This window comes from Microbaculum marinisediminis (assembly GCF_025397915.1).
GTDB lineage: Bacteria > Pseudomonadota > Alphaproteobacteria > Rhizobiales > Tepidamorphaceae > Microbaculum > Microbaculum marinisediminis.
In genome coordinates this window covers 287,377-299,389 of the sequence record NZ_JALIDZ010000007.1, presented here as the reverse complement: position 1 = coordinate 299,389, position 12,013 = coordinate 287,377, and the positions used below count along the sequence as shown (strand labels likewise).

The window sequence follows — 12,013 nt, the reverse complement described above, 5'->3', positions numbered from 1 at the left end:
GTCCAGTCCACGAAAGGAATAGTTTGTGAAAGTCACTTTTCTTGGCACCGGTGCCGCATTTCCCGACCCGATACGGGGGCAGTCCGGCATCCTGATGTCGCTCAACAACGGTCGCCATTTCCTGTTCGACTGCGGCGCCGGGACCACGCGGCAACTCGTCTGCGCCGGCGTAAACCCGGCCGACGTGGATCTGGTCTGCCTCACCCACCTTCATCACGACCACATCTGCGACTATCCGGCTTTCATCATCACCGGATGGATGTTCGACCGGCCGGGCAGTTCCGTTCTGCTCGGTCCCAAGGGCGTACGTCACTTTTCGGATCACCTGTTCGAGGGCGGCGCATTCAAGGGGGATTTCGATGCCCGGTCCCACTATGCCAGCCGCAAGGCCAACATCGACGCGATCCGGCCGGACATCCGCGAGATGTCTCCCGGCATCGTCTACGAGGACGATGACATCAGGATCACGGCGGATCTGGTCGACCATATTCCAAACGACATCAACGAGTGCTTCGGGGTTCGCATCGAGGCCGAGGGCAAGACCGTTGCCTTCTCCGGCGACACCGCGCCGTGCGAGAGCATGGTTCGGCTCGCCGAAGACGCCGATCTGCTGATCCACGAATGCACGTTCCCCGAAAGCTTCATCGAGTTCCGGAAGCGCACCGGCGTCGGCATCCACGCCCACACCGGGCCGACGGACCTGGGCAAGATCGCTAAGCGCGCCCGCGTCAAGTCGCTGGTGCCGACCCACTTCGGGCATTTCGATTCGACGAGCCCGGTCCTCAAGCATGCCGCCCGCAACCATTTCCCGATCGACGAGATGGGCCCCCATCTGTTCGACGATATGGCCCGCGACATTCGTGCCGAGTACGACGGGCCGCTCACCTTCGCGCGCGATCTTCTGAGGATCGACCTATGACCGGGGTCAGGGACAACGGGACCGGCGGATCCGACCTCACGAAGAGCGAGGTCGACCAGATCCTGCGGCTGATCGACAACGCGCCGTTCGACGTGATCGAAATCGGATGGAAGGGCCTGACGCTGCATCTGAGCCGCGGCGAAACGGCTGCGAAGCGGCAGAGCATGCCCGCGCCCGCCGGGCAACCGACGAGCGTGGCGCCCGAGCCGGCCGCGCCGGCGGCTCCAGATATTGCCGCGAATGCGGCTGCCGATCCCGCGCCGGTATCCGACACGCGCCAGGACCGGCCGGCGCCCGACAACGCCGTGCCGGCCGATTGCACGGCCATCGCCGCGCCGACGATGGGCACCTTCTACCGCTCCCCCGAGCCCGGCGCCGACCCCTTTGTGGACGTCGGCGGGCATGTCGACGCGGGCGAAACGCTGGCACTCATCGAGGTGATGAAGGTCTTCAGTTCCATCAGCGCCGAATGCTCCGGCGTGGTGCGGGAGATCCGCGCACAGGATGGCGACCTCGTGGAATACGGCCAGACCATTTTCGTGATCGAGGCCGATGCCTGAGTCAAAACGCTTGCGAAGGGTCCTGATCGCCAACCGCGGCGAAATCGCCGTCCGGCTTGTCCGTGGCTGTGCGGAGGTCGGAGCGGAGTCGGTCGCGGTCGTGTCCGAAGCCGACCGCGAGTCCATGGTTGCGCGGCTCGCCACGCGAACGGTCTGCATCGGCCCGAGCCCGGCACGCGACAGCTATCTGCGGCCCGACCTCATCGTCCATGCCGCGCTGGCGACGGGGTGCGATGCGATCCATCCCGGATACGGCTTCCTGTCGGAGCAGCCTTCGCTCGCGGAGCTCTGCGACGAGAACGGGCTCGTCTTCGTGGGCCCCACTGCCGAAACCATTCGCATGCTCGGCAACAAGCTCGAAGCACGCAGGCTGGCGGAGCGCGCGGATGTGCCGCTGCTGCCCGGCTCCGCCCGGGTATCCGACGCGGAGGAGGCCGCGCGCTTTGCCGCGGAAATGGGATACCCGATCCTTGTAAAGGCCGCGGCAGGTGGTGGCGGCCGCGGAATGAAGGTCGTCCATACTCCGTCCGAACTGGCCGGAACCCTGCAAACCACGGCTTCGGAAGCCCGCAGTGCCTTCGGCGACGCGACCCTGTACCTGGAGCGCTTCATTGCCGATGCCCGGCATATCGAGGTGCAGGTGCTGGGTGACGGCAAGGGCCAGGTCGTGCATCTGGGCGACCGCGACTGTTCCCTCCAGCGCCGCCACCAGAAGGTGATCGAAGAGGCGCCGGCCTCCGATATTCCCGAGGACGTGCGCCGCGACATGCACGACGCGGCGGTGCGGATCGCCCGGCAGGTGAACTACGCCAGCGCCGGCACGGTCGAATTCCTGTTCGACCGGTCGGCGAATGCCTTCTACTTCTTGGAAATGAACACCCGTTTGCAGGTCGAGCATCCGGTCACCGAAATGGTCACCGGCATCGACCTGGTCGCCGCGCAACTGAGGATCGCCGGTGGTGAGCCCCTGAGCATTCCGGAAGACATCGGGCCGAACGGTCATTCCATCGAGGCGCGCATCACCGCGGAATCGCCCGAGAACGCGTTTCGGCCGTCGCCGGGCCGGATCCGCCGGTGGCAGGCACCGGACATGGACGGCCTGCGCGTCGATACCTATGCCGAAGCCGGCGCGCTGATCCCCCCGTTCTACGACTCGATGGTCGCCAAGTTCATCGTCCACGGGCCGGATCGCCAGACCGCGATAGACAAGATGCGCCGTGCGCTGGAGGCGTTCGAGGTCGAGGGAATCTCGACAAATCGCGCCTTTCTTCTAAGACTGCTCGGCGAACCCGCGTTCGCCGCCATGCGCCACAACACCCGCAGCATCGACGCGTTCCTCGCCGCCGATGCTGCGGCCGAAAGCAATGCCTGACGGAAGTCCCCAAGACATGAGCCAATCGATACGTCTCGTCGACACCACCCTGCGCGATGGCCACCATAGCCTCTGGGCCATGGGCATGCGGACCGGGATGATGCTGCCCGTGGCCGAAGCCCTCGACGGCGCTGGCTTCAAGGCGATCGAGGTCTTCGGCGCGGGCCATTTCCGCAAATGCGTGAAGGAGCTGCGTGACGACCCGTGGGAGCGGCTGCGCCTCATGTCGGAGCGCATCCGCAAGACACCGATGTCGTTCATGATGCTGCCGAGCGTGTCCGTTTTCGAGGTCACGCCGTACAGCGTCATGCAGGTCTACGTCGACCAGCTGGCACGGCACGGGATTTCCCGAATCCAGATCATCGAGCCGTCCAACGATTTCAACTTCCGCCTGCCCGAAATCGTGAAGATGATCCGCGCTGCCGGCATGCAGGTGGTCATCGGTCTGGTCTATTCGCTATCGCCCAAGCACACCGACGCCTACTACCGCACGAAGGCACGCGAGGCGGTCGCCCTTGCCCCTGATGCGCTGTTCATCAAGGACCCGGCCGGCCTTCTGACACCGGAGCGCACCCGCACCCTCACGGCCGCCGTCCTCGAAGGCGCGGGCGCGACACCGGTCGAGTTCCACGGTCATTGCACGACGGGCCTCATGCCCGCCTGTTACGTCGAGGCGATGCGGCACAAGGTGGATGCGCTTCATACGGCCGTGCCGCCATTGGCCGACGGCCCGTCCCTCCCCTCCGTGTTTGCGGTCGCCAGGAACATGAAATCCCTGGGCATCGACGTGCCCGTGGACCTGGAGGCTCTGAGGCCGGTGGAAGCGCATTTCCGCGAGATCGCCGAGACGGAAGGCTTCGCCCAGGGCGCGCCCGTGCAGTTCGACGTTGCGCAGTACGTGCACCATGTTCCCGGCGGTGTCATCTCGCACCTTCATCACCAGTTGCGCCAGATCGGCATGATCGACCGTCTCGACGACGTTCTGGAAGAGGTCGGAAAGGTCCGGGCCGATCTCGGCTATCCGATAATGGTGACGCCGTTCTCCCAGTTCGTGTGCAGTCAGGCCGCGCTCAACGTCATCTCCGGCGAGCGCTACAAGCAGGTTTCAGACGAGGTCATCCGGCTGGTGCTTGGCCAATGGGGCGCCGAGGCCGCCGCGGGCGTCGATCCGGACATCCGCGATCTGGTCCAGTCGATGCCGCGGTCCCGTGTTCTCGCCGGACAAGCCATCGAGGAAATCGACATCGGCACGGTCCGGGCGCGACTTGGTGGCGCCTCGATCTCCGATACCGATCTTATTCTGCTACACCTCGCTCCCGCCGCCGAGATCGAGGCCATGCGCCGGGCCGAACCGCCACGGCCCTACGAGACCGGGATGGCAGCCATTCCGCATCTGCTGCGTGAACTCATACAGCGCGACCGGTTCGACCGGATCGAGGTCACGGCGGGCGAAGACCACATACATTTGGGCCGATAGGGCCACGGACTCGGAAAGGGGAACAGGTTTGAACTATCTCGCAGAAATTCCCTACGGCACCTACTGGTCCACGCCGTTCGCGAAGTGGCAGGGCAGCCTCGCGCACTTGCACAGCGTCGAGTTTGCCGCGGCCGTCGCGCGCGACGAGCTGGCGCGCCGCGAGATCTCGCCCGAGGTATTCGACTACGGCGTCCTCGGGCTGACCGTTCCGCAGAAGGGCTCGTTCTACGGTCTGCCGTGGTTCGCCGGCCTCATCGGCGCGCCCCAGGTCGGCGGTCCAACCGTGTCGCAGGCCTGTGCGACCGGGGTCCGAAGCCTGTTCACGGGAGCACAGGAAATCGGGGCCGGCCTGGCCACCTGCGCGCTGGTCGCAGCCTGCGACCGGACGTCGAACGGCCCCCACATCTACTACCCGGCGCCCTTCGCGCCCGGCGGAACCGGGGCGGCGGAGAACTGGGTCCTGGACAATTTTGGCTGCGATCCGCTGGGCGGTCACGCGATGGTCGCGACGGCGGAGAACGTGGCGCGCCGCTACGGTCTGACCACCGAGGAACAGCACGAGATCGTATTGCGCCGGCAGGAGCAATACGGCATGGCGCTCGCCGACGATCGGGCCTTCCAGCGCCGCTATATGTCCCTGCCCTTCTCGGTGCCGGATCAGGGCTTCCGCAAGGAGAAGGCCAAACTGGAGGGTGACGAGGGCGTCTACCCGACGACGGCCGAGGGGCTGGCACGGCTCAAGCCTGTCATCGAGAACGGAACCGTCACCTACGGCGGCCAGACCCATCCCGCCGACGGCAATGCCGCCCTGGTTCTGGCGACCTCCGATCGTGCCCGGGAACTGAGCCGGGAGCCCGGTATCGCCGTTCGGTTGCTGGGTTTCGGTCTGGCGCGAACGGACCTCGCGCACATGCCGATGGCGCCGGTTCCCGCCACCCGGGTCGCGCTCGAGAACGCCGGCCTCTCGGTCGACGACATCGATGCGATCAAGACGCACAATCCGTTCGCGGTGAACGACCTCGTTCTGGCGCGGGATCTCGGCGTCGACGCGACCTCCATGAACAACTACGGATGCTCCCTGATCTGGGGCCACCCGCAAGGCCCCACGGGCCTGCGCGGCGTCATCGAGCTGATCGAGGAACTGGCGCTGCGCGGCGGCGGCCGCGGCCTCTTCACCGGCTGCGCCGCGGGCGATACCGCAATGTCCGTCGTGATCGAGGTGACGGACCGCGGCTGAACCGACGGAGCATCGTCCGGACCGAAATCATCGGATCGGGAGCGGGGACTACGGCGTCATGCCGCCCCGGCCCCGACAGGGCCGTTACACGAACTCGTCGCGGATCGGCGTGAAGATCTCGATCACCTCGCCGGCCTCCAGGCATCGCGTCCCGTGTTCGACGCCCGAGGGAACGAGGAAACCGTCGCCGGGGCCTAGCCGTTCGGTGACGGCGCCGATCGTGACCTCGAACTGTCCGCTGACGATGTAGCTCGACTGGACATGCGGGTGACTGTGGAGCGGGCCCTGCACGCCCGTCTCGAAGGCGTTGCGCATCATCAGCATCTGCGGCTCGTAGCCGAGGATCTTGCGCCGCGTGCCGTCGCCCATATCCTGCCAGTCCAGATCCGCGGCGCGGACATGGCCGACTAGGGCCTTTGCGGAATCGGTCATCCGGATCTCCTATCTTCGGTTGGCACCGCTCCCAAAACGTCGGCACGCAGATCGTGCCGGGCGCGCCAGCCGAGACGGCGCCGAGCGGCGCGCGTGTCGAACATCGGCGCATGCGGGTTCGCGGCGTAGACGTCGCTGTCGATCCGTTCGGGCAGCCCCCCGAAGGCCTGCGCAATCCGGTCCAGCGTCGGCAGCGGGTGCAGCGTGGAGGGCGCGGCGAGATAGAACGCCTCGTATCCTCGCCAGTCGACGCGGAGGGCGAGCCGGAACGCCTCGGCCACGTCGCGCGGATCGACATGGTGCCAGCAAGGCCCGCCGCCCGCGGGCGCATGTCCGCCGGCGCACGGCCCCACATAGCCGTCCGGATCGGCGTGGCGCGCCAGCACTTCGCCCATCATCGAGGGGAACAGGATGAAGACCGGCCGCAACGCGATGATCTCGAGCCCGCGGCGGGCAAAGCTCCGCCCGGCCTCCTCGGCGAGAAGTTTCGAGAGCGCGTAGGGATCGGCGGGGCGAACGGGATGGGCTTCGTTCACGGGAAGTGCCTGCGGGCACCAGAAATGGTCCTTCCAGACGGTGTTGCCCATCACGCTGTCGGAGGAGCACAGCACCACGCGCCGGACGTTCGCACGGCGCGCGGCTTCCAGCACGCACCAGCTGCCCTTGACGTTCAGGTCGATGATCTGTCCGGGCGTCCCGCTGCCGATATTGGCGGCCGCCGCGATATGGATGACGGCATCGGCCCCGGCGAAGGCCGCCTCGAGGGCGTCCGGGTCGAGGATCGAGGCGGTGACATGTGCGATGTCGCCCGGCACGGCGGGCGGGCGAGCATCGAGGCCGATCACCTCGGCGTCATCGGAGACGGCACGCGCGACATAGCCGCCAAGCAATCCCGAGGCGCCGGTAACGACGACGCGTCTCACGCCGCGCCCTCCCGCTCCGCCACATGCAGACCGGCGAGATAGCCGAATGTCAGCGCGGGGCCGAGCGTGATGCCCGGACCGGGATAGCGGCCGCGCATGATCGACTGCATGTCGTTGCCCACGGCGTAGAGGCCGGGGATCGGCCGACCATCGCGCGCGAGCACGCGGCAGTCCTCGTCGGTGCGCAGCCCCGCGACGGTGCCCAGATCGCTGAGCGTCAGCTCGATGGCGTAGAAGGGGGGCTTCGCCAGCGGCGCAAGGCACGGGTTCGGCCCGTGATCGGCATCGCCGAGATAGCGGGAGTACACGTCCTCGCCACGGTGGAACTCGGTGTCACGGCCCCGAGCGGCATCGACATTGAACCGCTCCACGGTCGCGCCGAAGCCCGCCTCGTCGATGCCGAGCGTTCGGGCGAGCGCCGGCAGGCTGTCTGCGGTCTTCAGGTAGCCGGCCCGCCGATAGGGCTCGAGGTTGCGGGTGAAGGGGATGATCGCGCCGAGCCCGTATTTCCAGATGAAGGCACTGTCGCAGACGATCCAGGCGGGAAGGTTCCCGGTCGCGACGTTGCCCTGCAACAGCGCCTCGCCGAAACGGTGGTAGGAAACCGCCTCGTTGGTGAAGCGCCGGCCGGCGGAATTGACGACCATCGAGCCGGGCTTGCCCCGATCGGTCACGGTGTGGGGATAGACCACCTTGCGGCCGTCCGCGCGGGTATAGACCGAGGCCGGCGACCAGTAGGCATTGTTGGTGTTGTCGGTGCCGACCTCGCCCCCTGCGGCAACGCCGAGGTCCAGCCCGTCGCCGGTGCTGCCGGGCGCGAAGGGACTATCGGGACTGACCAGATCGGGCAGCCACGCCGTGCGTTTCTCGACGCTCTGGGAAAACCCGCCGGTGGAGAGGATCACGCCCTTGCGCGCGCGGATGGTGACGCTTGCGTCGCCCTCGCGCACGCGCAGACCGGTGGCCCGCCCAGCCTCGACCAGCACCTCCTCGACCGCGCAGTCGGTGCGCGTCTCCACCCCGAGGTCGAGGAGCGACTTCAGGAGCCGCCCGGCCAGCGCATTGCCCAGCACCAGGCGCGAACCGCGATGGTGGCGGGTGCGCTGGAGCGCGTATTCGAGCACCAGCCGCGTCACCCGCGCGAACGAGCGGGGCGAGCCCCACATCTTGCGAAAATGGGGCAGGTCCTCGCGCGCGACCATCATGCCGCCGAGGATGGTGAATTCCGGCAATGGCGGACGCAGCCTGCCGAACCAGTCGCCGAGCGTCGATCCGTCGAAGGCCACGGGTTCGAGCACGCGCATCCCCTCGCCCGCCCCGTCGAGATCCGGGTAATAGTCGGGATAGAACGGCACCGGCTTCAGCCGCACCGCCGTCTTCTCCTCCAGGAACCGGACCGCCTCGGGCCCGCGTCTGACAAAGCGTTCCCGGGCCTCGCGCCCGTCCGCCGTCGGAACGGTCGCGTCCAGATAGGCCATCGCGCGGGCGGGATCGTCTGGCTTGCCGGCTTCGGCCATCTTGTCGTTGTTGGGGATGTAGACCATGCCGCCGGAATAGGAGGTGTTGCCGCCGACGAAGCCGGTCTTCTCGACCACGATCACGTTCAGCCCATGGACGGCGGCCGTGGCGGCGGCGGTCATTCCCGCGGCGCCCGCGCCGACCACAACGACGTCGCACACCTTTTCGGTCATGCGGCGTCTCCCCAGGTATCGGGATTGGCACGCATCCAGTCGGCGAAGGCAGCGACGGCCTCGTCGAGCGAATGCTCTGGACGGAAGCCGAACTCCTCGACCATCCGCGAGCAGTCGAGCGGTCCCCGCATCACGGTCGTGTCGGTCCAGGGGGCGCTGCCGGGTCCGACCTCGATCTCGACACCGGGCACGGCGCGGCGCACCGCCTCGGCGACCTCGTAGGTGGTGTGGTTGCGACCGGACCCCAGGTGATACTCGCGGTGCCGCAGCGCCTCGGCCTGCCAGAGCGTGAGCAGTCCGGCGGCGCAATCCGGCACGAAGGTGAAGCTCGCCGCGAAATCGCCGCCGGAGGGGGCCCGGATCGCCTCGCCCCGCATCGCCCGGCGCAGATACTCGGGGATCGGCCCGCGCGGCCCGTCGAAGGCCCGCGGCACCAGCGGCGGCCCGAAGATCCAGGAAATCCGTACCGTTGCCGCCGACAGCCCGTAGGTATCGGCATAGACCGCGGTCATCAGCTCCGCCGACCGCTTGGTCGCCGCGTAAAGCGAGCGCGGGGTCGGGTTCGTGTCCTCGGCAACCGGCGTCACCGCGTCGGGCAGGGACTGGAAGACCGAGCCGGTGGAGACGAAGAGGAACCGCCGCCAACCGAGCCGCCGGGCGGTCTCGAGCAAGAGCTCGGTGGCCACGACGTTGCTCTGGAAGGTGCGCAAGGGACGCGGATATCCCAGCTTGTCGTTCGGAACGGCGGCGGTGTGGATGCAGCCCGAGATGTCATGCGCCGCCGCCAGAACGGTCAGCTCGTATGGATCCGACAGATCGCACTGCGCCCAGGTGACGTTCGGTCCCGCGGCTTCGGCATCCGCCTCGCGGAAGGTGGTCATGTACTGTGCCACCACCTCGATGCCGGCGGCCGCGGCCTGCCGGACCGTCTCATAGCCCACATGGCCCATCCCCCCGGTGACAAGCAGCTTGCCCATTGTCACCCCTCCCTTCCTATTGGTTTTCGAGTTGCGCACGGTGCGCGTCGAGCGTGGCGGCGAGTCCCGCCCTGATGTCGAATTTCGGCCGGTAGCCGAACGCCGCCTGCGCCCGGCTGCAGTCGAGCGCACCCTTCCTCGGCATCGCGACGTCGCCGCCATGCCGGTACGGTCCCGGCCCCACCGTAATCTCGGCCCCCGGCACGAGTTCGCGCACGACCTCGGCGATCTCGCCCAGCGAGGGCGCGCTGTCGCTGGCGACGTGGTAGGCATCGCAAGGGTGTGCCGGGCAGTCGAGCGCGCCGAGGATGCCGGCCACCGCGTCGTCGATATAGGTGTGGTCGATCCGTTCCTCCGCGCCGCCGGGAACATGCAAGGCACGTCCCTCCGCCGCCGCGCGGATCATGTTTATCGGCACCCGGTCGCGCGGAAAGCCCGGCCCGTAGACCCAGGATGTGCGGATGTTGATGCAGTCGAGCCCGTGGGTGGCGCGGTAGCTGCGGCCCAGATGTTCCACCGCCGACTTGCTGATCCCGTAGGCATGGACCGGTGCCTCGCGGTGGGTCTCGTCGATCCGAGGGGCGAGGAAATCGCCATAGATCTCCTCGGAGCTTATGTGGATCAACCGCTGGCAGCCATGGCGGGCCATCGCCTCGAAGAGGTTTACCGACCCTTCGATATTGACCCGCAGGAGCCGCACCGGCGAGGCGAGCGACGCCAGGACGCCGACAACGGCGGCGCAATGGACAACCGCGCCCGGCCGGTGGCCGGCGAAGACCGTCTCGATGGCGTCGGCCTCGCAGATGTCGGCGGCCACGGGCGTGAAGGCGGGATTGGCTGCGGCCAAAGCATCAAGCGCGGCGGCGTTCGCCCCGCAGTCGAGTCCAACGACCGCCTGGCCGCGCGCGAGCAACGCCCGCGCCACGGCGCCCCCCACGAAGCCGCCTGCCCCGGTGACCAGGATTGTCGACATATCCCCTCGTTCCACTTCAGTAGTTGAACAGGATCAGCCGTTCCTCGGTCATGTCGTGGATCGCGTAGCGCGGCCCCTCGCGACCGATCCCGCTGTCCTTGACGCCGCCGTAGGCAAGCTGATCCGTCCGCCAGGTCGAGGTGCCGTTGATGATGACGCCGCCGGTGCGCAGCCGCCGCGCGAGCCAGAGGGCGCGCTCGGTGCTGTCGGTGAAGACCCCGCATTGCAGGCCGAAGGGGCTCGACGTCACCTGCTCGACCGGCTCGTTCAGGTCGTCATAGGCCAGGATGCTGGCCACCGGGCCGAAGACCTCGTCGCAGACGACCTTCATGTCGGGGCGGACGTCGGTCAGAAGCGTCGGCGCATAGGCCGCCCCCTCGCGTCGCCCGCCGGCCAGGAGCCGGGCGCCCTGGCCGACTGCTTCGTCGACCCAGGCCGCCACGCGCTTTGCCGCGGCCTCGTCGATCAGCGTGCCCACGTCGGTACCCGCCGCCAGCGGGTCGCCGACCGTCAGCGCTTCCATCTCGGCGGCGACTTTCGCGCCCAGCGTCTCGGCCATGGCGCGGGGGACATGGATGTTTTGTACCGAGATGCAGCTCTGTCCGGCCAGGCGCACCGCGTTGCGGGCAAGCATCGGCGCGATGGCGTCGAGATCGGCGTCCTCGCAGACAATGGTCGGCCCGGCACCGCCGAGCTCCAGCGTGACGGGGCGCAGGCCCGCCCGCGCCCGGATCTCGGCGCCCACGCGGGACGAGCCGGTAAAGGTCAGCATGTCGACGCCGCGATGGTCGACCAGTGCCTGCCCCGTCGCCGCGCCGCCGTGGATCACCTGGATGAATGTCCGCGGCAGGCCGGCCTCGAAGAACAACTCCACCAGCCTCTGCACCACCATCGGGCATTGCTGGGGCGGCTTGATGATCGATGCGTTGCCCGCGGCAAAGGCCGGGGCGAGCTTGTGACAGGCGAGATTGAAGGGCGCGTTGAAGGGGGTGATGGCACCCACGACCCCGACCGGAAAGCGCATGAGGAACGCCATCTTGCCATGGCCCATGGCGCTGCCGTCGAGCGGCACATGGGTCCCCTCGATCCGGATCGCCTCCTCGGCCGAGAGGGTGAGCGTGTCCATCGACCGCTTCACCTCGCCCTCGGCGTCGCCGAGCGCCTTGCCGGTCTCGCGCGCCATGATCTCGCCGATCTCGGCGGCGCGTTCGACCACCAGGTCGGCGGTTCTGCGCAGGATCGCCGCGCGCTCGTAGGCGGGCATGCCGGCCACGTCGGGCGCCGCGGCTCGTGCGGAGGCGACGGCGGCGTCGACCTCGGCGGCCGAGGCGGTGGGGGCGGTGCAGACCACGTCGCCGCGATAGGGGTCACGGCTTTCGAACCGGTCGCCGCCCTGTACGGCCTCGCCACCGATGTAATGCGTCAGGTCCATTTCTGCTTCCTGTCCGTTCA

At 67.9% G+C, this 12,013-nt stretch carries 11 protein-coding genes and 1 pseudogene; 6 read left to right on the top strand and 6 right to left on the bottom strand.

Going from position 1 to position 12,013, the window contains the following annotated elements; translation table 11 throughout:
• Positions 1-25: 25 nt before the first annotated feature.
• From MUB46_RS16845 to MUB46_RS24345, 6 genes and pseudogenes are all read left to right on the top strand, one after another.
• The gene (locus MUB46_RS16845) at positions 26-919 is read left to right on the top strand and encodes an MBL fold metallo-hydrolase (protein WP_261617092.1); all 894 of its coding nucleotides are present in this window, start codon (positions 26-28) and stop codon (positions 917-919) included.
• A complete protein-coding gene (locus MUB46_RS16840) occupies positions 916-1,479 on the top strand; it encodes an acetyl-CoA carboxylase biotin carboxyl carrier protein (protein WP_261617091.1) in 564 nt (187 codons plus the stop codon). Before MUB46_RS16845 ends, MUB46_RS16840 begins: the two co-directional genes overlap by 4 nt.
• On the top strand, positions 1,472-2,851 hold the full coding sequence (locus tag MUB46_RS16835) for an acetyl-CoA carboxylase biotin carboxylase subunit (protein ID WP_261617090.1): 1,380 nt from the start codon (positions 1,472-1,474) through the stop codon (positions 2,849-2,851). The genes MUB46_RS16840 and MUB46_RS16835 overlap by 8 nt, the downstream gene beginning before the upstream one ends.
• Positions 2,852-2,867: 16 nt before the next feature.
• Positions 2,868-4,328 carry a hypothetical protein gene (locus MUB46_RS16830; RefSeq protein ID WP_261617089.1) on the top strand — a complete coding sequence of 487 codons (1,461 nt, stop codon included), beginning with the start codon at positions 2,868-2,870 and terminating at the stop codon, positions 4,326-4,328.
• A pseudogene (locus MUB46_RS24395) lies at positions 4,252-5,094 on the top strand (thiolase family protein); the annotation flags it as partial. The gene MUB46_RS16830 and the pseudogene MUB46_RS24395, both read left to right, overlap by 77 nt.
• 105 nt (positions 5,095-5,199) lie before the next feature.
• Positions 5,200-5,565 (top strand): hypothetical protein, encoded by a 366-nt coding sequence (locus tag MUB46_RS24345; RefSeq protein WP_425256281.1) that lies wholly within the window; start codon positions 5,200-5,202, stop codon positions 5,563-5,565.
• 84 nt (positions 5,566-5,649) lie between these two features.
• Here the strand turns inward: MUB46_RS24345 and MUB46_RS16820 are convergent, their stop codons facing one another.
• The 6 genes from MUB46_RS16820 to MUB46_RS16795 are packed head-to-tail and all read right to left on the bottom strand — an operon-like array spanning position 5,650 to position 11,993.
• Positions 5,650-5,997, bottom strand: coding sequence for a cupin domain-containing protein (locus MUB46_RS16820; protein ID WP_261617087.1), 348 nt, complete (start codon positions 5,995-5,997; stop codon positions 5,650-5,652).
• Entirely contained in the window at positions 5,994-6,920 is a 927-nt protein-coding gene (locus tag MUB46_RS16815) for an NAD-dependent epimerase/dehydratase family protein (RefSeq protein WP_261617086.1), read from the bottom strand. Before MUB46_RS16815 ends, MUB46_RS16820 begins: the two co-directional genes overlap by 4 nt.
• Entirely contained in the window at positions 6,917-8,611 is a 1,695-nt protein-coding gene (locus MUB46_RS16810) for an FAD-dependent oxidoreductase (RefSeq protein ID WP_261617085.1), read from the bottom strand. Before MUB46_RS16810 ends, MUB46_RS16815 begins: the two co-directional genes overlap by 4 nt.
• Entirely contained in the window at positions 8,608-9,588 is a 981-nt protein-coding gene (locus MUB46_RS16805) for an NAD-dependent epimerase/dehydratase family protein (RefSeq protein ID WP_261617084.1), read from the bottom strand. The genes MUB46_RS16810 and MUB46_RS16805 overlap by 4 nt, the downstream gene beginning before the upstream one ends.
• Before the next feature lie 16 nt (positions 9,589-9,604).
• On the bottom strand, positions 9,605-10,561 hold the full coding sequence (locus tag MUB46_RS16800) for an NAD-dependent epimerase/dehydratase family protein (RefSeq protein ID WP_261617083.1): 957 nt from the start codon (positions 10,559-10,561) through the stop codon (positions 9,605-9,607).
• A 16-nt stretch (positions 10,562-10,577) separates the two neighbouring features.
• On the bottom strand, positions 10,578-11,993 hold the full coding sequence (locus MUB46_RS16795; protein ID WP_261617082.1) for an aldehyde dehydrogenase family protein: 1,416 nt from the start codon (positions 11,991-11,993) through the stop codon (positions 10,578-10,580).
• Positions 11,994-12,013 lie beyond the last annotated feature (20 nt).